Origin of the sequence: Affinundibacterium seohonense, from assembly GCF_014284305.1 — a bacterium.
Classification (GTDB): Bacteria; Pseudomonadota; Gammaproteobacteria; order Burkholderiales; family Burkholderiaceae_D; genus Undibacterium; species Undibacterium seohonense.
Genome location: NZ_JACOFW010000033.1, coordinates 1 through 22,159, shown reverse-complemented (window position 1 = coordinate 22,159; position 22,159 = coordinate 1). Strand labels below are relative to the sequence as shown.

The window sequence follows — 22,159 nt, the reverse complement described above, 5'->3', positions numbered from 1 at the left end:
ATAGTTGCGCTACTTAACTTAGGAAGATATCGCGGTAAGCTGCGTAAATTGCACCAACTAATACGGGACCTAATACTAGCCAACCAAGTGCTAAAGGAATCGACGCCAAAATCGCGAAAACGATATACAACACAAAGAACAATAAAAACGCAGCCCAATTCTTCAAGCTCACCTTCAAACTCAAAATCAATGCATCGATTGGTGCGACATTATGAAAAACAACCAAGGCTGGAGCAAACCAAATCGCCATTGCCAACGGTATCGCAATTAACATCGCAAGTAGAACAAAACCAATCAACGCACTAAAGCCCAAACCCATCATACCCGCGCTTCCAAGAACCGCACCAGTTGCAATTGCACCACCGAATACCGCCACTGCAAAAAACCCCGCAACCATCGAAACGACTAAAACACCAATCATCCAAAATAAACCGAGTAAGGCCAATGCGCCAAACTTATCTTTAAATCCGGCAAACAAAAATTCAAAAGTCACCGGCTTCGATTCACGATGAGCTTGGCACGCCAACATCAATCCGCCAAAAAACGCTGGCATGAGTAGGTTAGAAACAAAAGTGCCAATTCCAGGGATAACGTTAAGCACAAGCGTGATGACAAACAATACCACCACCATCCCGATCCAAACCCCAGCATTTGCCTTGAATTGATCAAAGCCGTAGCCATACCAAGAGGTAGCTTTGCCCGCATCGACGACATTGCCGTCGGGACTGTATTTTGGCTGTTGCGGAACCTCCGACACCAAGTTACTCATGTTCGGAAAATTACTTTCTGGCTGATCAGGGTTCACATTCATATTTAGGCTTTCTCAATATAGTTAAAAGAAAATAGTACAAATACGCAATTCAGGCAATTTCGTAGCAGCAAAAGTATCCTTGAATAAAATTTAATTGACAAGCTTTCTCACTATTTATGAATCGACAAACTTCTATTTCTATTACTTTTCTAAATCTCTGCTACGTTTAACCAACAGATTCAGCTAAGGATGTTCAAACCCTTGATAGTAAATTCACATCTGGCAGAGTTCTTGCTTATTCATATTTAGTTTATACTCCACCCATGAGCACATTAAATATCTCTTCTGAAAAAACCGAAGCATCACCAAACGACGCAAAGACCAACCACGCCTTGTTACTGGCTTGCGAAACTTTGCAGATCGAAGCCGATGCCATTCTCAGCCTAAAACAGCGTTTGGGCGGCGATGACTCCACCGCATTTATTGACGCAATCCATCTGGTTTTGTATTGCAAAGGACGTCTGGTTATTTCTGGCATAGGCAAATCTGGTCATATCGCGCGAAAGATTGCCGCAACTTTTGCATCAACCGGCACACCTTCTTTCTTTTTGCATCCCGCTGAGGCTGCACATGGTGATCTTGGTATGGTCACATCACAGGATGTTTTCATCGCGATTTCTTACTCTGGAGAAGCTGGCGAATTAGTCGCTATCTTGCCTATCCTTAAGCGACTCGGTGTAAAACTGATTGCCCTAACTGGCAACCCCAACTCGACGTTGGCGAAACTTGCGGATCTACATTTGAGCGTGCACGTTAATAAAGAAGCCTGCCCACTCAATCTGGCACCAACGGCCAGCACGACGGTCACTTTGGCACTCGGAGATGCACTCGCAGTGGCGGTACTTGATGCTAGAGGATTCAAGGAAGAAGACTTCGCCCGTTCCCACCCGGGTGGCGCGCTTGGCCGTCGTCTACTCACCCACGTGAAAGACGTGATGCGAACTGGTGATGCAATTCCGCAAGTCAAACCAAGCACAAAACTCAGCAGTGCCTTGATGGAAATCACTCAAAAGGGCATGGCGATGACAGCGATCGTCGATCAAGAAAATCACATTGTTGGCGTTTTCACCGATGGTGATTTGCGTCGTTTGATGGATAAGCCACTCAATTTTTCTGAATTGGTGATTGCGGATATCATGCGCAAAAACCCACATCGGATTGGCCCTGAACAATTAGCAGTTGAAGCTGTAGAAATTATGGAGCAACATCGAATCAATCAGTTGCTAGTTGCTGACGCTGAAGGAAAATTAGTCGGTGCTTTGCATATCCATGATTTGACACGTGCCAAGGTGATTTAATGAGTCAGGATACTTTGAATAGGTCGAACCTCGGTGCAGTACAACGTGCCGCCCAAGTACGTCTGATGATCTTCGATGTGGACGGCATACTCACCGATGGCAGTTTGCATTTTGGCCCCGATGGCGAAATGATGAAGAGTTTTAATGTACTCGATGGTCAGGGCATTAAATTATTGCAGAGCGCTGGAATAGCCACTGCCATTATTAGCGCCAGACAATCAGCGATCGTCAGCAAACGTGCCAGCGATCTTGGTATAACGCATGTCATGCAAGGCATACATGATAAAAAATCGGCCTTTCTCACTTTATGCAAAGAGCTCAATGTGCCGCACGAAGCCTGTGGATTTATAGGCGACGACGTCATCGATTTACCAATTTTGTTACGAGTGGGATTCCCTGCTAGCGTTCCCAATGGGCACAAAGAAGTACGCAGTCGTGTTTGTTATGTCACGCAAATTAATGGCGGTCGGGGCGCTGCTCGCGAAGTTTGTGATTTCATTTTGCAAGCACAGAACAAATATGACTCTGTATTAGCACCTTTTTTGGATGTGAGTGACGATGACCGCTGATCGAATTCGCGTCTGGCTAGGTGTCGCCTTACTTGGCTTAATCATGCTCGGCAGTTTTTGGGTATATGAGGTCATGCGACGCCAAGTCGATGATGACGCGAACAACCGCAAGGATAGAAGTGAACCGGACTATTATGTAGAACAATTTAATTTTGTCCGTTTATCGCAATCAAAACAGACCAATTACCGCGTCACAGGTGACAGACTCATTCATTTCCCACAAGAAGACGAATTCGAAATTGTTCAACCTAGAATTGTCGGCATTGATCAGGAAAAAACTCCCATGACGATACGGGCTGATCGCGCGATTGTGAAACAAAAAATTCAAGAAAAACCAGAGAGTAAAGCCGAAGATCAAATCCATTTGCGGGGAAACGTACAGGTTGAACGTAGCAATAGTAAGCTAGGTTCCCATCTCACCATGTCGACCAAAGCACTAACTCTTTTTCCTGATACTGAGAGAATGCGTACAGCGGAAGCAGTAACGCTCACAACACCACGCGCCAATCTCAACGCAATCGGCATGGAAGCAGATAATAGCAGTCAAAAAATTCGCTTACTAAGTAAAGTTCAGATAAGTATCGCTCCACCTGGTGCAAGCAAATAATGCCTACCCTCATCAATTCTTAAACTTTGTCGAAGCAAGCGGCGACAAACAATTGTTGAGTAGCACAAACGAAAATTGAAAGAAACGAGGACTATTGAATGACGACTTCCAGATCAACTACAAGCGCTTTCAAATTCGCCGCAGTCATCAGTTTGATTACGGCATCATTACTCAGTCCGTACGTCCACGCAGAAAAAGCGGATAGTCAAAAACGTACCAATATTTCTGCTGAATATACGGTATTCGATGGAAAAACCAATACCAAAACACTGACAGGCAAAGTGGAGTTGAGTCGTGGCACATTATTGATTCGTGCTGAGAATGCCGTCGAAACAGAGACCACCGATGGTGGTGGCAACGTTACCCTATCCGGTCACAATGGCAGCCAGGTGTTCTTCCGCCAAAAACGTGATGGCGGTGAAGATTTGTGGATAGAAGGTTCGGCTGACAGAGTTGAATATGATAAAAAAAGCGAAGTGGTTAAATTTATCGCAAAAGCGCAAGTACGCTATTTAACTCAAGAGAAAATCACACAAGAACAAAATGGCGAATTTCTCTCGTATGACAGTTTGAATGATGTGTTTACGGCGACCAACTCCACCAGCGGCAAACGTGTCCCAGGTGGCGGTAAAGTCCGTATCACTTCAGAACCCAAACCAGCAAAAACGGACGCTAAACAAGAAAAATAAGCAGATAACCATGACCAGTACATTAGTAATCGAAGGCCTGCAAAAACGCTACGGCATGCGCCAAGTGGTGCGTGATGTCTCGCTGCAAGTGAAGAGCGGTGAAGTGGTTGGACTACTTGGGCCTAACGGCGCTGGCAAAACCACGTCGTTCTATATGATCGTTGGCTTAGTACCATCCGATGCCGGCAAAATTGACATCGATGGGGTGAATATTTCAAATTTCCCTATCCATCAAAGAGCGCGTTTGGGTTTATCTTATTTACCGCAAGAAGCGTCGGTATTTCGTAAACTATCGGTGGAAGACAACGTGCGTGCGGTATTAGAACTGCAACGCAATGATGATGGCAAGCCACTTACCAAAGTTGACATTGATAAGCGCCTTAATACCTTATTAGAAGAATTGCAGATCGATGGCTTGCGTGAGAGTCCAGCGCGTGCGCTGTCAGGTGGCGAACGGCGTCGGGTCGAGATTGCTCGCGCATTAGCCACGAATCCACGTTTTGTACTATTGGACGAACCGTTTGCAGGGGTTGATCCAATTGCTGTCATTGAAATTCAACGCATTGTCCGCTTCCTCAAAGAGCGCGACATTGGCGTTTTGATCACTGACCATAATGTACGCGAAACACTGGGCATCTGTGACCATGCATACATCATCAATCAAGGCTCCGTATTAGCCAGCGGACGGCCTGATGAAATCATCACCAATGAGACCGTCAGGCGCGTCTACTTGGGTGAACATTTCCGCATGTAATCTCGCTAAATTATGACGTCTACATCATGAAGCAAAGCTTACAGCTACGCACTTCACAGCACTTAGCGCTCACCCCGCAGTTACAGCAATCAATTCGCTTGCTGCAGTTATCTACGCTAGAACTACATCAAGAGTTAGAAGGTTTGTTGATTGAAAACCCAATGTTAGAACGGGTAGATGACGTTTTGGATAATGCTGTGCGTTTACTTGCCGATGGCAGCATCAACAGTACAACCACGCAAAGTGAAACAGAATTTAAAGCCGTAGAAAATCCGCCGCAAGACACTGCAGAAGTTTCTACCGCTAATGAAGCTGCAGAGCAAAGTGCCGAGGTCGATGCGCAGGCAAGTAGCGATGATTGGAGCTTCGATGAAGCGCCCAGTTCCAGCTCCAAAAGTCATGACGAAGAAGATGGCAGGCCCCAATTAGAAGCCGCACAAACCACCTTACGGGAACATTTACTAGAACAAATGCGCGTCTCGATTCGCGAGCCACGCGATCGCGCCTTGATCGAATTAGTCATTGATGCCATTGATGAGAATGGATATCTGTGCGAATCTTTAGACGATATTCACGCCAGTTTACCGATCGATTTATGTGTAGAACTCGAAGAGCTGCAATTTGCTCTCAATATGTTGCAGAGCTTTGAACCAGAAGGTGTAGGGGCGCGCAGTACATCCGAATGTCTGGCAATTCAAATTAGGCGTTTCCCCAAAATCCCCTTCGTCACTAGACGCCTTGCACTACAAATTGTGCAGGACTATTTACCTTTATTTGCCCAACGTGACTTTACGAAATTACGCAAATTTTTACATTGTGACGACGAAGATTTGCGCGAAGCACAAGTGGTCATTCGCCAATGCAATCCCAAACCTGGACTCGCTTTTGCGGCGGCAAAATCGGATTATGTTGTGCCCGATGTCGTAGTAAAAAAAATTGGCGATGAATGGCAAGTTATGCTCAACCGCGATGTGATGCCACGCTTACGCATCAATCAAATGTATGCCAACTTGATGAAGCAGCAACGTGGAGATACCAGCCTGAGCCCACAACTCCAAGAAGCGCGTTGGCTCATCAAAAACATGCGACAGCGTTTCGATACGATTTTGCGCGTTGCACAAGCTATAGTGGAAAGACAATACAATTTTTTCACGCATGGTGCTGTTGCGATGAGACCCCTTGTTTTACGCGAAATAGCTGATACACTGGGGTTACACGAGAGCACTATTTCGCGTGTGACAACTCAGAAGTTTATGCTGACACCACACGGCATGTTTGAGTTGAAGTATTTTTTCGGTAGTCACGTCGCAACGGAAACTGGTGGTGAAGCATCTTCCACAGCGATACGGGCGCTGATCAAACAATTAATAGGAGAAGAAGACCAGAAGAAACCCCTCTCGGATAGTAAGATCGCCGACATATTGGGAGAACAAGGCATGGTCATCGCGCGGCGCACTGTTGCCAAATATCGCGAAGCTCTGAAGATCCCTCCCGTCAGTCTGCGAAAATCTTTATAAACCAGTTCTTGAAATATTGTTTTCTATCGTTATATATGATTTAGCTCAAAACAATTTTCTGCCAATGAGCGATCGTAATGACTGGCAGTACAGAAGGCAATAAAAGCAATATCACCATAGGAGCGTAGTATGAATCTCACCATCAGTGGACACCACGTCGAAGTTACTCCTGCAATTCGTGAATATGTACAAACCAAGTTAGAGCGGGTAAGACGACACTTCGATCAAGTCATTGATATCGCCGTTATTTTGACGGTTGATAAGCTCCGCGAAAAGGATAAACGGCACAAAGCTGATATTAATTTACACCTGAGTGGGAAAGACATCCACGTTGAAAGTCTGGCGCATGATTTGTATGCAGCCATTGATGCTTTAGTCGATAAACTTGATCGTCAAGTGATCAAACATAAGGACAAAATTCAAGACCATCAACATGATGCGATCAAACATATTCCTGATCCAGCATCTACACAATTAGATTGAATGTAATTTCTGATTCACTTTGAGTGATGATCCTAGGGCGCTTTTTAGCGCCCTTTATTTTTGTCTAGTCAATCTCCCTGAGTTAAACCCAGATTTTCCATTAGGCGCGTCTTCGACGCTATTTGAGCGCTGGCGGCGCATTTTCGGTCATTTTTTTCGTTCTTCGTTGAAAATAGCTAGCTATTTTCGCCTCATTCACGTAAAAACTGCCTCGAAAAGTGCATCCACCATCGTCTCAAATCCCAATGGAAATTCTGGGTTAAAATCCACTTCTACAAAATCCAATGGCTATCTTATGAGCTCTCACGTCTTATCCGAAATCAAAAATCGTATTGGCATCATCACCTTAGACCGCCCAAAAGCCCTTAACTCTTTGTCGCTAGAAATGGTGCGCGCGATTACTGCATCCTTATTGGCCTGGCGTACAGACCCTGAGGTCAAAGCTGTGTTGATTCAAAGTAGTAGTGAAAAGGCTTTCTGTGCTGGCGGCGATATTCGTTTCTTTTATGATGTTGGCACAAAAACGCCAATGCAAGACAGTGCCTTGCTGGAAGACTTCTTCACCGAGGAATATGCACTAAATCATTTAATCCATTTTTATCCTAAACCCTATATCGCTTTGCTCAATGGCGTCGTGATGGGTGGTGGCATGGGTATCGCGCAATCTGGTGTTGCAAGCCGACTCCGTATCGTAACTGAGCGGACTAAAATGGCGATGCCTGAGGTGAACATTGGCTTGTTTCCAGATGTTGGCGGTGGCTATTTCTTAAATCAATCCCCTGGCGAAATTGGCCGCTATTTAGGCCTGACTGGAGAAGTCATTCAAGGCATGGATGCGATTTACGCGAACCTGGCCGATATCTATATCCCGACTGCAGCTATTCCTGATTTGCTACAACTAATCGCGCAATCGGAAAACACCGACCTTCGTGTTGCTATTCGTGATTATGCCTCGCAGTTTTATCAAGCATCGGATGTGGAAAACTGCACATTGGCGCAACATAGATCTGCTATTGATCATCATTTCAAAATCCATCGTGTCGATGAAGTCATGGCCTCACTAGCAAACGATACTTCGCCTTTCGCGCTGGCGACATTAGCCACAATGAACAAACGATCGCCACTGATGATGGCAGTCACCTCTGAGCAATTACAGCGCTGCCAACAGAAGTCGGTTGCTGAATGTCTGCGTATCGAACGCACCATGGTCAGACATTGCTTTAAGCACGGTGAGGTATTGGAAGGCGTGCGTGCGTTAGTCGTGGATAAAGACAATACACCGCAATGGTTACCTGCAAGTATGGCGGAAGTTGATGATGCGCTTGTCGCGAGCTTTTTTGCAGAAGTATGGCCAAACTATGCTCATCCTTTAGCGCATCTCGAATAAAAAGACCATGCAATAGATGAGTCACGCGCCAGCATTATTGGGCTAATGCCGGCGATTAATTCACCCCACAATTCAGATCCAAATTTATTTTAGCAAGCCAAAAACTTTACCGATAATTTTGCTGCCAGTACCGATTGGATCTTGCCGTATTTTCTTCTCTTCTTCCGCGATCATCGTATACAACGCATCGACCGCTTTATCCGACACATAAGATTCAACTGTCGCTTCTTTTTCAGGCACGGCGCCCATCTTTTGCGCCTTCGCCATTACCGAATTGTATTTACTAGCTAGGCCAACTTTATCTGTGACAGCCTTTACTGTCGGTGTAAACTTGGTCGTCAATGCAGTTGATGTTTTTTGTCTAAAAAAATCTGTGACCGAAGTATCCCCACCACTCAGAATATTTTTTGCATCGGCGACGGACATCGTTTTCACCGCATCCAACAGCAAAGGTTTTGCCATTGGTACAGCCGTTTCAGCTGCACGATTCATCGCTATGACTAGCTCGTCTAGATGCTTGGCTTGTCCGCTCAATTTCAAAATGGGTTTTGCTTTTTCCAGAATGGATGGCAAAGGAATCTTCACCTTCTCATTATTTAGGAATCCATCTGCAACACCTAATCTTGATATCGCTGCATTCGCACCTTGTTCCAACGCCGCTTTCAAGCCACTATTCGCATCTTTAGAACTAAGTTGGCTCAAGTCTGCAGCATACGCAGAAGTACACAGCAACAATAGTGAAGTTACCGTCGAAGCTTTTATCAATTGCATAGTTCGCATGATAATCCTTATCAAATTTAATCTGAATTTATACTTCTTCTATCTGGTATAAACGTTTATGCTCACGAATCGCAAATCGGTCTGTCATGCCAGCGATATAGTCTGCGATCCGACGAGCCTGCATGATCTGTGTCTGTTGTGAGTCGCTTTGGACATTGATTCGATAGTCAGGTGGAACCAACCCCGGTTCTGCCATCATTAAGGTAAACAACTCGCGTACCGTATTTTTCGCCTTATTGCTCATACGATTGACTAAATAATGTCGATAGAGATTCTCGTATAAGAACTGTTTCAACACCTTGGCTTCCTGATACATCCCATCAGAAAACGCAATCATGGCAGGCATCGCGCGCACATCCTCAATTGTCTTTGGCGCACAATCTGCAATTTGTCGCTCCGATGTTTGGATAAGATCGGTAATCAACAAATTAATCATTCGACGTATGGTTTCTGAAATTGCGCGTCGTCCAGTAATTCCTGGATAGGTATGATCAACTTCTCGTCGAAATCGTGCATAACAATCGACGTTCATTAACTGCGACTCATTGAGTAAACCTGACCGCAAACCATCATCAATGTCGTGATTATTGTAGGCAATTTCATCAGCTAGGTTAGTTAACTGCGCTTCGAGACTAGGTTGCGTTCTATCAATAAATCGTTGACCTAATTCGCCAAGCAAACGAGCGTTATTCAAAGAGCAGTGTTTGAGTATCCCCTCGCGAGATTCGAAACTTAAATTAAGACCTTCGAAACTCGCATAACGTTCTTCCAAAACATCCACCACACGCAGACTTTGGAGATTGTGTTCGAAGCCACCGTAATCTTTCATACAAGCATTGAGCGCATCTTGCCCTGCGTGTCCAAACGGGGTGTGACCAAGATCATGTGCGAGTGAGATCGCCTCAACGAGATCTTCGTTCAAACGTAAATTACGTGCAATCGATCGAGCAATTTGCGCAACTTCGATACTATGGGTTAGGCGGGTACGAAACAAATCGCCTTCGTGGTTAACGAAGACTTGCGTCTTGTATTCAAGTCGCCGAAAAGCCGTACTGTGGATGATGCGATCCCGATCTCTTTGAAATTCGGAGCGGGAGCTCGGCGCTGGTTCCGAAAATCGTCTCCCCTTAGATTGTGCAGATTGAGCAGCATAAGGGGCGAGTTGATGATCGGAAAACATAATGTAGCTTTCAAACAGGAGGAAACTTACTGAATACTGGCTCGCAAACTCGCTAATAGCATCTCTTTCGGAACTTCGGTGATGAGGCAACTACCTAAAGGTTTGAGCAAAATAAACTTGATTTGCCCACCTTCATTCTTCTTATCCACTTCCATCAACTCCAGCCAGACTTGCTCACCTAAATCCGGCGCGGTGGTCGGCAACCCTGCAGCTTCTACTAATTTTGTAATACGCGTTTTACTAACAAAATCGATGTAACCTAATCGATAAGATAAATCTGCCGCCATCACCATACCACAACCAACAGCCTCACCATGTAACCAATTACCGTAGCCAAGTCCTGACTCGATAGCATGACCAAAGGTATGTCCAAAATTCAAAATAGCGCGTAAGCCGCCTTCGCGCTCATCTTGTCGAACGACATTTGCCTTGATCTCACATGAACGCAAAACGGCATACGACAATGCTTCAATGTCTTTTGCTCGCAATTTTTCGATATTGTTCTCAATCCAAGTAAAGAAGCCTGAATCAATAATTGCACCGTGTTTAATCACCTCAGCTAATCCCGCAGACAATTCTCGATCTGGTAACGTGTTTAATGTGCTCATGTCGGCAATCACTGCTTGCGGCTGATAGAACGCACCAATCATATTCTTACCGAGTGGATGATTGATTCCAGTCTTTCCACCAACTGACGAGTCTACTTGCGCTAACAATGTTGTCGGAATCTGGATAAAAGGAATCCCGCGCATATACGCTGAAGCAGCAAACCCTGTCATATCGCCTATGACACCACCGCCCAGAGCTAACAAGGTGGTCTTACGATCACATTTTTTTTCTAGCAGTCCATCAAAGATCAACATGAGGTTTTGCCAATTTTTGTACTCTTCACCGTCAGGGAGAATAATTGCTTCCGTTTGCTTACCAATCGCATTTAATTGTTTGGTCAAACTATCCAAATACAAAGGCGCAACCACTGAGTTCGTCACAATCACAATACGCTGCCCTTTAATGCGGCTTTGCAGTAAAGCTGGGTTTGACAGCAAACCCTCACCGATAGTGATGGGATATGCGCGTTCACCAAGATCAACTTGCAGCGTACGTGCCTGATGTATTTCTTGTTCCATAAATACTCTACTTTGATGCGCAATTGGTGCTTGCTTGGTGATTTGATGTAAGGTCTGATCCAACTCATTCACAGGCGCAGGTAATTTTTCGACGATGGTTTGTACCAAAGTTTGCAACTGTGGCTGGCCAGTTTCAATCACAATATGGGCGACTTCGCGGTAGAGCGGATCTCGCTGTTGTTCAAGCTCTTCGAGTTTCTTACGGGGATCAGGAGTGCGCAGCAATGGCCGCTTTTTGTCATGTCGGGTACGATGCAAAATATTGCTAATACTCGCCTTCAGGTACACAACTATACCACGTGTATGAAGCAGCTCTCGACTTTGGGGATTTAAAACAGCGCCCCCACCAGTGGCGAGAACGATGTCCTCTTGTTGGCAAAGGTCACGAATCACATCGGCTTCTCGCTGACGAAAACTGGCTTCACCTTCAATTTCAAAAATCACCGAAATAGCGACACCAGTGCGTGCCTCTATTTCGTGATCAGAATCAATAAAACGTTTGTTCAGCTTTTTGGCAAGGGCTCTGCCAACCGTAGTTTTGCCAGAGCCCATCAGACCTACTAAAAATATATTACTTGTCACTAAAATCTACTTTTAAAAACGAAGGGGCTAACTTAGTTACCGCATGAATCAACCGGTCCGATGCCGCGGCTGTTGTCTCGGATTTGTAGTTTAGCAGTTGCGGCTGAACCAAATTTGTCAAGAACTGTGATCGCAATTTCATAAATTTCACCGCGCTTATAGGTTCCCGAATCATCAACTGGATGTATACAGCGACTTCCTCGATTTCCCAAACCAACAGTAACAATTGAACCATTGATAGACACAGAAGACATCACGAGATCACCTGTAAATGCTCTATATGGTGCTGTGCCACCTTTCACTTCCATATTAAAACTGGCTGTACTATCCTCCCCAATTTCTAAGGCCGATGGTGAGATTCGTAAAATTGAAACGTTTGGAGTTGCTGAAATTGCCACCTGCTTACTCACACCTTGAGAATCTGTGACGACTACGGTCGTTGATCCCACATTTAGCAATTTAGCGGTGAAAGTTTCTCCTGTTTGCTCCAATGTCGCGATGCTTGGATTATTGTTAGTGATAACAAATGGTCCAGACCCGCCAGAGATTCTAAAATTCAAGGTATCACCAACTGAACCAGTTGAATCCCCTGGTAATAAATTCAACGGCAATGCACCAGTCGACGACACGGTCAAAGCTACCGAAGTTGATGCTCCTAAGGAATCACGAATTAACAGATCCGCTGTCCCAGCTGTTTTTCCTGTCACTGTATAACTCAATCCATTCACCACCACTGTTGCAACGCCGAGATTGCTGCTATTGACTGAGTATGGAGGCGTTCCGCCGCCGATAGCATAAGTGGCCGTACTGGCTGAAACCAAAGTGACAGACCCTGGCGCTGTGGTGAACAGCGGAATAACAGTACCTGTTCCTACAGTAATATTAATTGGCACTAACGTTCCGACAGAGTCATAGACATTGACTTTCGCATTTCCGACTGCCAAGCCTGTTACCGTCAAAACACTGCTGCTGACGCTAGCTGTAACCACACTACTATTCGTGCTACTCGCTTTATATGGTGGGCGGCCACCGCCGATAGAGAAGGTTGGAGAAGTGGATGGGGCAATTACAATATCACTGGCTGCAGACGTAAACAATGGCAATGGCGTCCCCGAACCCACCGTCACATTAATAGATAAATTGCCGGTTGTGGAGTCGCGAACGATCAAAGTCGCTTTACCAATACTCACACCGGTAATGATTAAATCATTGCCAACAATAGTGGCTAACGCAACACTTGCGTTGCTACTACCAACTGAATAAACAGTTGTACCACCGCCAACTTTATAAGAATTCGCACCACCAACTTCTAAAGTTACTTCCGCAGCTGCGGTTGAATACAGAGCATCAACCGTACCAACTACCACGTCAATCTTGATCTCTTTACCATTCGTATCTTTAACCGTCACGACGGCTTTTCCGCCAGCCTGGCCAGTAATAATAAATTCATTCATAGATGCCTGACCAACGGTAGCAATACGTTTATCGCTAGAAGTCACAGCATAAATCTGAGTACCACCACCGATTGAATAAACAGCAGAGGCGCTGCCAACAGCAACAGTTACAAGGCTAGGCGCTGTGGTGTACAAATCAACCAAAGAACCAACCACAATATCTATCTTTACGACCTTACCGAGGGTGTCAGTCACTGATACAACTGCACGTCCACCGGTTTGACCAACCACCGCAAAACTCCGAGCTGTAGTTTGAAAGACCGTCGCGACATTACGATCGCTACTTGCTACAGCATAGACTTCACTTCCACCACCAATTTGGTATGTTGCACTAGTCGAGCCAACGCCAATTACTACAGTGCTTGGCGCCGTAGTAAATAAGTCCACCCCAGAACCAACGGTAACTTCAACTTTCTTAATTCCACCCAGACTGTCAGTGATAGTCACGGTACTTATGCCAGCGGCTAAGCCTGTCAAACTAAATTGTGAGCCTGTATGATTCACCAACACAGACTGTCGGTTACCACTCGATACCGTATAAATCCGACTTCCCCCACCGATTGTGAATGAAGTCGAAGTTTGTCCAACTCCGAGAGTTAATTTTTCTGGCGCACTGGTAAACAAATCAACGCCAGTACCTATCGTTGCCGCAATTGTGACCTTGGCACCAGCAGCGTCATTCACAGTAATTGTTGCCGTTCCGGCTCCTGTAGCAGTAATCGTCAACACTTTACCGTCAACTTTTACACTGGCGGCCCCAGTGCTACTCGTCGCGACATAACCAGGGACACCACCGCCAATGTTATAAACTTGGACTTCACCGGGAGCAATTGTGATTTTCTCAGCGGCCGTTGTAAATAACGGCACGCCACTGGTATTTCCGGCAGATCCACCACCACCACCGCAAGCGGAAACCAACGCCAACAATGACATTGCAATAAAAGCGCGAATTAACTTCGTCATGTAACACCTATCAATATAAATTTATACAGAAACCACCTGTACAAGAATCAAAAATCTTACTAAAAACTATGCTTACTGATTTGCGAATGTACCTGTTAATTGCACTTTTGGCGTAATGAATATCAACAATTCGGTCTTATTGTTAGTTTTGCCGGTAGATTTAAACAAATTACCAAACAAAGGAATATCACCAAGGAAAGGAACTTTGGTCACATCAGCACGTTCTTCCTGGGTGTAAATACCACCAAGTACCACGGTACCACCGTTTTCTACTAACACATTGGTTTTGACTTGCTTTGTATTAATCACCGGACCACCGCGGGTTTCTTCACCACGACTATCTTTATGTACATCAACAGCAAGAATAATCGTACCATCTGGCGTAATTTGTGGAGTGACGTCTAGACTCAAGGTTGCTTTTCTAAAAAATATCGCGGTACCACCACTCAAACTAACTATTTGATATGGAATCTCTTGGCCTTGTTCAATATGCGCGGGAGTTTGATCGGCCGTGACCACTCGTGGACTGGAGATGATTTTACCGTCGCCATCAGCTTCCAATGCAGATAATTCCAAATTCAAGAAGCGATTTGCCGCCGCAGAAAACAAACTTACCGCAAGACTACCAGCGTCGAGACCACCAATGCCGGCTGCGGGTAAATTCACAAATTGAGTATTCGGCATGTAGCTTTTCTCGGTAATTTTTGCCTGCCCAGTTTGTTCACCTACACCCAAGTAGTTACCCGTGAGAGCAGCACGTTGATTTCCGGAGATTTGAAAACCAGTATCGCCACCTTTTAGTCCACGTAAATCCGCAAAACCCAATTTAGCGCCCAAATTGCGGCTAAATTTATTGTCCGCTTCAACGATACGCGCTTCAATCACGACCTGTTTAGTCGCAATATCGGTTTTCTGAATTAATTTACGCACTTCCTCAATTTTTGAAGCGATGTCAGTCACAAACAGTTGATTCGTTCTTGGTTCAATCATGACATTACCGCGCTTCGAGAGCATCCGGTTCTGCGTAGAATTGTCTGTGCCAAAAAGTTTTTGAAAGGTTTCTGCTTTTTGATATTTTAATTGGAATGACTCTGTCTTGAGTGGTTCCAATTCAGCAATCGCTGCTTTTTGCTCCAACTCTAACTTTTCCTTAGTTAGCAACTCATCTTTTGGCCCGATCAGAATCACATTGCCATTCTTCCGCATATCAAGGCCTTTGATTTGCATCACGATGTCCAATGCCTGATCCCAGGGCGTATCGATGAGTCGAATGGTGATATTGCCGCTAACAGAATCACTAGCAATGATATTCACGCCACCTTGTTCGGCCAAAATTTGCAGCACGGCACGGACATCAACATCTTGGAAGTTCATACCAAAGCGATCACCTTTGTATCCTTGAGTTCCTTGTGTCAATTTATTGGGATCTTCTTTAATTGGCTTCACTTCCACCACTAATTGGCTATCGCTTTGATAAACACTGTGCTCCCACAAGCCTTTAGGCTCGATGACCATGCGCACATTTTCACCTTGACGTGTGGTGGTAATTTTTTGAACAGGTGAACCATAGTCAGCCACATCCAAGGTTCGCTTCAAAATATCGGGAAGGCTGACGCGCATAAAATCAACCACAATCGTCTGGCCCTGCAAACGCGCATCAATTGCGATTTGATTACTAGGAAGATCAACTACAACTCTTCCATCGCCTGCAGCTCCACGACGAAAGTCAATGTCTCTCAACGATTGTTTCACCGACTGTGCAACGTCTTTTTGATTTACTGGTAATCCAATTGCATTAACAGGTGTGGCCAAACCGCCAGAGCCATCGATTGTGACGATTAGAGCATTTCCTTCAATAAACGTAGCGTAATTCAATGAACGATTCAGATTAAATACCATTCTGGCGCGCTCAGGGACTTCAATCAAATTCACACTACGGACTTCACCTAGGCCGATATCAACCGTGTTTTTGCCGGTACCGTTCGCGGTGTTTGGAAAATCAAAAGCAATACGTGCAGGATTCGTGATTGAAAAAGCGACCGGTGACTTCACCAAAGGTGCTTTAAAATTGATCTTGACGATGATGTTCGCACCCTGCTGATTTGCAGTGATGGATTCAATAGTATTAGCAGTTTGCGCCTGGGCAAAATTCCCTAAAAATATCAAGCCTAACAAAAAATACTTAATCCCCATGATGCCCCTCATACCCACATTAATCAGTCTGTTCATTTTTTCGCCTCTTGCAATTCTAAGCTTGCTTTTCGTTCGGTCCATTCACCTGTAGCATCTTGTACAATCTCAACCAAATCAATGCGTGCTTCATTAATACTAATGACTTTTCCGAAGTTTTGTCCTATGTAACCACCAACAACGACAGGGAAAACTGCTTTACCAATTTGTACCAATCCCTGCAAACTTTTGTGGTTATCAAAAGATCCAACCATTTTCATGCCATCCAAGGCGTATCCTTCTAAGGCTTCTTTTGGACGATCAAAGTCTGGCTTTAGGCCGTTGTCATTTGCTGCTTTTAAGCGGGCAAAGACGACTAGCAATTTACTAGGGTCAAATGGGTCGATTAGATCCTTGCCGTTGTAAGCAACAGGTATAAAAACTTTTGGTTCAGCGACTGGAGTTACTCTGACACTGGCCTCTTTTTTGACTTGATTCATCCAATCATGCAGTTCACTCAAACCATTGTCGCCACAAGCACTCAGCGAAAGAGCCAAGAGCATCAAACAAATTTTAGCTAACATCCTCATTTCTTCAGCTCCTTAGCCTTCTTGCGCTCGGCTGCTTGCAAAGCAATTTCATCTGGATCAAGATAGCGATAGGTCTTGGCAATGCCGTCCATGACAATTCCCGGCTTTTTAGCATCCTTGCTCACTGTTAACGTCAAGTTGTTTAAAGTCACGATCCTTGGAAGTTTAGCAATATCTGCAACAAATTGTGCCATATCGTGATAATTGGCGACCATTTGGATTTCAATAGGCAACTCAGCATAATAGTCTTTAATAGATGCCGCGGCTGGCTTAAAAATATCCATACTTAAACCACGTCCATTTGCAGCCGAGTTAATATCGTCTAGTACGGCGGCATATTCAGCAGTGCTCGGTAACTGCTTCTCCATCCTTGACACATATTGCAAGACAAGCTTACGTTGTTCTTTTAGAGCTTCTAAGCTGATCGATTTTTGCACTTTATCTTTAAAAGTATCTTTCAACTTTTGCTCTTCTTGTTGTCCAAGGTCAATTTCTTCGAGTTGTGTACTCCAGTAAAACCACCAGCCGACAAACAATACGAAAACAAATAGGCCTATTGCCGACAAGATCCTTGGCGCCAAAGGCCAAAGACCTGGATGCAAACCATTCAAGTCTTGAAACTGACTAGAAATAGCTTCGAATTTTTCCTTAATATTTGACATAGTATTCTCTTAGTTAAGGCATTTTTGCATTGGCGGGCTTGTTCGCAGGAAGCTGCGCAGCACTTGCAGCGGCCTCTAATTCACGCGGCCGACGAATTCCCACATTGAGGTCAAATTCGATCACTCGCTTCGCATCCCTGCCCTGCCCTAGGCCAACCGCCTTATTTTGAATAATTTCTGGTTTTGTCATCCACTCTGAAGAACTCAGCTCAGTTACAAAAATCCCCACCGTCGAATGCGATTGTGCATACCCCTTAATGGAGATACGTTGCCCTTCCTGCTTAATTAGGGTCAAATACAATCCTTCTGGAGCTAGTTTGACCAGTTCATTCATCATAAAGACCGGCTGATTACGATCTCCCTGCAGATCTTCAACCGCTTGTTGGCGTGCTTTCAAAGCATCGATTTCTTGTTTAAGGTTCGCAACCTCTTTTATTTTCAAATCAAGCTCATCATTTTCTTTTTTTATAAATGCATTACGCTCGGTTTGCGCCGATAGTTGAGACGAAAAAATGAATCCGATGAGAATCACGACAGCAGTCCCTGCCAGCCCAGCAAACATCATCAATGAATAAAACTGGCTTTTTAATTCTTTACGTCTGGCTTCCCGATGTGGAAGTAAATTGATTTTTATCATTATCCGTACCTCCGCATCGCCAGACCACAAGCGACCAAGTAAGCAGGCGCATCGCTTCTCAATGCTTTTTCATTAATATTGGAACCTAGCTCCATTCCCTTAAAAGGGCTAATGACAGAAGTCGACAATTTCGTTCGTTCAGCAACGATATCTACCAAACCTGGCAACATCGAACAACCTCCTCCTAAATAAATTTGGTCTATCCGTGTATATGGCGTCGAAGTAAAGAAAAATTGAATAGCCCTAGTCACTTCCAGCGCTGCGTTCTCTAGAAATGGTTCTAACAGCTCCATTTCATAGCTGTCAGGCAAATCACCTTGACGCTTCTTGGTTTCAGCTTCGTCAAAAGACAGGCCGTAATTACGTACGATATCTTGCGTTAATTGATTACCCCCAAACTGCTGATCACGTTCATAAATAACATCCCCATTTAGCAAGATGGATATATAAGTGACTTTGGAACCAATTTGAAATAATGCGTAGATTTGGTCTTGTCCTGCGTTGGGCTGCTTTTCGATCAATCGTTCAACAGAAGCACGCGCGGCATACGACTCTATGTCCATCACTTTAGCCTGCAAGCCCGCAGCTTGCGCGGCAGCAACACGATCTTCGATTTTCTCTTTGCGTGAAGCTGCAAGCAAAACGTCGACATCTTCTTCGGAGTTTGCGGTTGGTCCGACCACACAAAAGTCGATACTAACTTCGTCCATCGCAAATGGAATGTACTGACTAGCTTCAGATTCGACCTGAAACTCTAAAGCTTGCTCGGTCAAATTCCCAGGCAGAATCATTTTTTTTGTAATCACCGAGGAAGCTGGCATCGCTAAGGCCACATTTCGTGTGCTCGTGCCGCTACGTTTAATCACACGCAAAATAGCATCTGAGACCTGTTCAAGGTTTTCAATATTGCCATCAACAACTGCGCCTTTTGGTAATGGCTCAGAAGCACAACGCTCTAATTTAAAATCTTTTTCGCCCGAACGAGAGAGCTCCACCAGCTTAACGTCTGACGTGCTGATATCCAAGCCCACTAGTGGTGGATTTTTTTGTCCAAGCAATGATGCGAGATCTAAAGCCAAGGATATCCCCTCAAATAAATATTTTTTCGATGCCAAATGTGTCAAAAATTATGCTCAACATTAGCGCAAAATTTCCACAAAAAAACAATTTAGAAAAGCTTGAAATTCAATTTTTCTTTTAAAAACCGCGATTTAGCAGACACTCATACTAGCTTACGTTAAATCCTAGCAATAAGGGATGTGTAATGTAAAGCATTTTCAAGGCAAAGCGGCGCTTTTACGTTGTCAATTCTCCACTTAGAGAGTAAAAACGATGAAATGCAATTTTTATAGTTGATTCGTCGCAGTTATAATGCGCGTCAATCAGCTGCATATATTTCTCCCGATCTTTATACTTCGAAGTCACCATGTCATCACCCATCGACCCGCCAATCAACACAGTTCAACATGAGTCAAAGCCCAAGAATGCCGCATTACGGCTTTTCTTGCAAATTTGTTTAGTTTTATTCGGACTGTTCATAACTGGAGTATTAATTTTGGTGTTTGCCGTGACCATGGCATATCCCAATTTGCCGGAAATTGATGCAATTACCAGTTATCGCCCCAAAATGCCAATGCGGGTATTTTCTGCCGACAATGTACTCATCGCCGAATTTGGTGAAGAGCGCCGCAATGTCGTGCACATTGCTGACATTCCCGAAGTAATGAAGAAAGCGGTCCTAGCAATTGAAGATGATCGCTTTTATGAACATGGTGGGGTTGACTACATTGGGATTACCAGAGCCGCAGTCAACAATCTCACCAGCGGAAATAAACAAGGAGCATCAACAATTACCCAACAAGTAGCGAGGAATTTTTTCTTATCTACAGAGCAAACAGTCAAACGCAAAATTTATGAAATTTTATTGGCATGGAAAATCGAACAAAATTTGAGCAAAGATCAAATTCTCGAGGTTTACATGAATCAAATTTACTTAGGGCAACGTGCCTATGGCTTTTCGTCTGCGGCACAAATTTATTTTGGTAAAAAATTAAAAGACATTACCGTGGCGGAAGCAGCAATGTTGGCTGGTTTACCAAAGGCGCCATCTGCCTATAATCCGGTAGCGAACCCAAAGCGGGCAACGGTTCGTCAGCAGTATATTTTGCAGCGCATGAAACAATTGGGCTACATCACCGAAGCGCAATTTGAACAAGCGAAAGTAGAAAAGCTACTCATCAAAACCAATAGTGCCGAATTTGGCATTCATGCAGAATATGTTGCCGAAATGGCGCGCCAGTTGGTGTACGAGCAATTTAAAGAAGAAACCTACACCCGCGGTTTTAATGTCTACACCACGATAACCAAAGAAGAACAAGAAACTGCATACGCATCTTTACGCAAAGGCGTGCTCGACTACGAGCGTCGGCACGGCTATCGGGGTCCGGAAGCGATCGTAGAATTACCCCGGAATAAAGATGCAGCAGATGAAGTCATAGAAAAGGAATTGGCAGATCACCCCGACAGCGATGATATTCTGGCCGCCATGGTTACGGAAGCAAGTCCAACATCTGTGAAAGCCGTATTATCAAATGGTGAAGAAGTACAAATTACAGGCCCAGGATTAAGCTTTGCTGCAGCAGGTTTAAAATCAAATGCGCCGGCCAATAAGCGCATCCAGCGAGGCGCAGTGATCCGCATCATCCTTGATGGCAAGAACTGGTCCATCATTCAAATGCCCGAAGTGCAGTCGGCTTTTGTCGCAGCAGATACCCACGATGGTGCGATTCGAGCACTAGTGGGTGGTTTTGACTATAACTTAAATAAGTTTAATCACGTTACGCAAGCTTGGCGCCAGCCGGGATCAAGTTTCAAACCCTTTATTTATTCATCGTCGTTGGAAAAAGGCTTATCACCGCTCACCATTATCAATGATGCACCGATTAGCTTCGATGCGGGTCAAACTGGCGGCCAAGCATGGGAGCCAAAAAACTATGATGGAAAATATGAAGGCCCGATGTCGATGCGCAGAGGCTTAACAAAATCTAAAAATATGATTTCCATTCGCATCCTGCAAAAAGTTGGTGCGAAATACGGACAAGAATACACCAGTCGCTTCGGCTTCTTACCTGAAAAAAATCCGCCATATTTGACTTTAGCTCTGGGCGCTGGTGCAGTGACACCATTGCAGATGGCTGGTGCTTACGCCGTGTTCGCGAATGGTGGCTACAAAATCAATCCTTACTTGATCGCGAAAATTACCGATGCCGATGGCAAAGTCATCTCACAAGCAAAACCAGACACTGCCGAAGATGAAGCCAATCGTGTGATTGATGAACGTAATGCCTTTTTAATGGATAGTATGCTGCGTGATGTTGTGCGTTTTGGTACGGCCACTAAAGCCTTGACACTGAAGCGTCCTGACCTTGCCGGCAAGACTGGCACCACGAATGACTCAATTGATGCGTGGTTCGCTGGCTATCAAGCGAAGATCGTTGGTGTTGCGTGGATGGGATACGATCAGCCTCGTAATCTTGGCAATCGCGAAACTGGTGGCGGACTTGCATTGCCTATCTGGATCGGCTATATGCAGCGCGCCTTACGCGATGTTCCGATTATGGAACGCCCAATTCCCAATGGTATTATTCAGGCAGAAGGTGATTACTTCTATGTGGAAAATCCACCCGGGTCCGCGTTACGCAATCTGAATGCTGACGAAGTCATTATCGAGTAAGAAAAATAAGCGGTTAAAAAAATAGCGAGAAGAAATCTCGCTCAGACTGCTGACAAACCCCAAAAGGCCTCGCCAAGTGCGAGGCCTTTTGGTTTAATAGCGGCATGCTAAAAACACCGACACCTTTCCAACACGAATTAGAAATGGTCACCTTGGAACAACTGGTT

The 22,159-nt window shown here is 44.8% G+C and carries 19 protein-coding genes; 9 read left to right on the top strand and 10 right to left on the bottom strand.

The window, feature by feature from the left end:
* Window positions 1-13: 13 nt before the first annotated feature.
* A complete protein-coding gene (locus H8K52_RS18980) occupies window positions 14-811 on the bottom strand; it encodes a BPSS1780 family membrane protein (RefSeq protein WP_186924492.1) in 798 nt (265 codons plus the stop codon).
* A 263-nt stretch (window positions 812-1,074) separates the two neighbouring features.
* On the opposite strand from H8K52_RS18980, the gene H8K52_RS18975 reads away from it, so the two are divergent.
* The 8 genes from H8K52_RS18975 to H8K52_RS18940 all read left to right on the top strand — a co-directional run bounded on the left by H8K52_RS18975 (window position 1,075) and on the right by H8K52_RS18940 (window position 8,115).
* On the top strand, window positions 1,075-2,109 hold the full coding sequence (locus tag H8K52_RS18975; protein ID WP_186924491.1) for a KpsF/GutQ family sugar-phosphate isomerase: 1,035 nt from the start codon (window positions 1,075-1,077) through the stop codon (window positions 2,107-2,109).
* Complete coding sequence (locus tag H8K52_RS18970; protein ID WP_186924490.1) at window positions 2,109-2,678, top strand: KdsC family phosphatase; 570 nt, start codon at window positions 2,109-2,111, stop codon at window positions 2,676-2,678. Before H8K52_RS18975 ends, H8K52_RS18970 begins: the two co-directional genes overlap by 1 nt.
* On the top strand, window positions 2,668-3,285 hold the full coding sequence (gene lptC / locus H8K52_RS18965; RefSeq protein ID WP_186924489.1) for an LPS export ABC transporter periplasmic protein LptC: 618 nt from the start codon (window positions 2,668-2,670) through the stop codon (window positions 3,283-3,285). The genes H8K52_RS18970 and lptC overlap by 11 nt, the downstream gene beginning before the upstream one ends.
* Window positions 3,286-3,383: 98 nt before the next feature.
* Window positions 3,384-3,974, top strand: coding sequence for a lipopolysaccharide transport periplasmic protein LptA (gene lptA / locus H8K52_RS18960; RefSeq protein ID WP_186924488.1), 591 nt, complete (start codon window positions 3,384-3,386; stop codon window positions 3,972-3,974).
* Between the two features lie 10 nt (window positions 3,975-3,984).
* Window positions 3,985-4,728, top strand: a complete 744-nt coding sequence (gene lptB, locus H8K52_RS18955; RefSeq protein ID WP_186924487.1) for an LPS export ABC transporter ATP-binding protein — start codon at window positions 3,985-3,987, stop codon at window positions 4,726-4,728.
* Window positions 4,729-4,754: 26 nt separating this feature from the next.
* Window positions 4,755-6,245, top strand: coding sequence for an RNA polymerase factor sigma-54 (locus H8K52_RS18950; RefSeq protein WP_186924486.1), 1,491 nt, complete (start codon window positions 4,755-4,757; stop codon window positions 6,243-6,245).
* 129 nt (window positions 6,246-6,374) lie between these two features.
* Window positions 6,375-6,728, top strand: a complete 354-nt coding sequence (gene hpf, locus H8K52_RS18945; protein WP_186924485.1) for a ribosome hibernation-promoting factor, HPF/YfiA family — start codon at window positions 6,375-6,377, stop codon at window positions 6,726-6,728.
* Window positions 6,729-7,023: 295 nt separating this feature from the next.
* The gene (locus tag H8K52_RS18940; protein WP_186924484.1) at window positions 7,024-8,115 is read left to right on the top strand and encodes an enoyl-CoA hydratase/isomerase family protein; all 1,092 of its coding nucleotides are present in this window, start codon (window positions 7,024-7,026) and stop codon (window positions 8,113-8,115) included.
* Between the two features lie 84 nt (window positions 8,116-8,199).
* Here H8K52_RS18940 and H8K52_RS18935 read toward each other — a convergent pair whose 3' ends face one another.
* From H8K52_RS18935 to H8K52_RS18895, 9 genes are all read right to left on the bottom strand, one after another.
* Complete coding sequence (locus H8K52_RS18935; RefSeq protein WP_186924483.1) at window positions 8,200-8,895, bottom strand: DUF4197 domain-containing protein; 696 nt, start codon at window positions 8,893-8,895, stop codon at window positions 8,200-8,202.
* Between the two features lie 28 nt (window positions 8,896-8,923).
* Window positions 8,924-10,075 carry a deoxyguanosinetriphosphate triphosphohydrolase gene (locus tag H8K52_RS18930; protein ID WP_186924482.1) on the bottom strand — a complete coding sequence of 384 codons (1,152 nt, stop codon included), beginning with the start codon at window positions 10,073-10,075 and terminating at the stop codon, window positions 8,924-8,926.
* Between the two features lie 26 nt (window positions 10,076-10,101).
* On the bottom strand, window positions 10,102-11,784 hold the full coding sequence (gene aroKB, locus H8K52_RS18925) for a bifunctional shikimate kinase/3-dehydroquinate synthase AroKB (protein WP_186924481.1): 1,683 nt from the start codon (window positions 11,782-11,784) through the stop codon (window positions 10,102-10,104).
* A 32-nt stretch (window positions 11,785-11,816) separates the two neighbouring features.
* Window positions 11,817-14,201, bottom strand: a complete 2,385-nt coding sequence (locus H8K52_RS18920) for a beta strand repeat-containing protein (protein ID WP_186924480.1) — start codon at window positions 14,199-14,201, stop codon at window positions 11,817-11,819.
* A 72-nt stretch (window positions 14,202-14,273) separates the two neighbouring features.
* Window positions 14,274-16,430, bottom strand: a complete 2,157-nt coding sequence (gene pilQ, locus H8K52_RS18915) for a type IV pilus secretin PilQ (RefSeq protein ID WP_246464698.1) — start codon at window positions 16,428-16,430, stop codon at window positions 14,274-14,276.
* Window positions 16,427-16,870, bottom strand: a complete 444-nt coding sequence (locus H8K52_RS18910) for a pilus assembly protein PilP (RefSeq protein ID WP_246464696.1) — start codon at window positions 16,868-16,870, stop codon at window positions 16,427-16,429. Before H8K52_RS18910 ends, pilQ begins: the two co-directional genes overlap by 4 nt.
* Window positions 16,871-16,956: 86 nt before the next feature.
* On the bottom strand, window positions 16,957-17,622 hold the full coding sequence (locus H8K52_RS18905) for a type IV pilus inner membrane component PilO (protein WP_186924477.1): 666 nt from the start codon (window positions 17,620-17,622) through the stop codon (window positions 16,957-16,959).
* Window positions 17,623-17,635: 13 nt separating this feature from the next.
* On the bottom strand, window positions 17,636-18,259 hold the full coding sequence (locus tag H8K52_RS18900) for a PilN domain-containing protein (RefSeq protein ID WP_186924476.1): 624 nt from the start codon (window positions 18,257-18,259) through the stop codon (window positions 17,636-17,638).
* Complete coding sequence (locus H8K52_RS18895) at window positions 18,259-19,338, bottom strand: pilus assembly protein PilM (protein WP_186924475.1); 1,080 nt, start codon at window positions 19,336-19,338, stop codon at window positions 18,259-18,261. The genes H8K52_RS18900 and H8K52_RS18895 overlap by 1 nt, the downstream gene beginning before the upstream one ends.
* Before the next feature lie 347 nt (window positions 19,339-19,685).
* Here H8K52_RS18895 and H8K52_RS18890 point away from each other — a divergent pair, with 347 nt between their 5' ends.
* Window positions 19,686-21,992, top strand: coding sequence for a penicillin-binding protein 1A (locus H8K52_RS18890; protein ID WP_186924474.1), 2,307 nt, complete (start codon window positions 19,686-19,688; stop codon window positions 21,990-21,992).
* Window positions 21,993-22,159 lie beyond the last annotated feature (167 nt).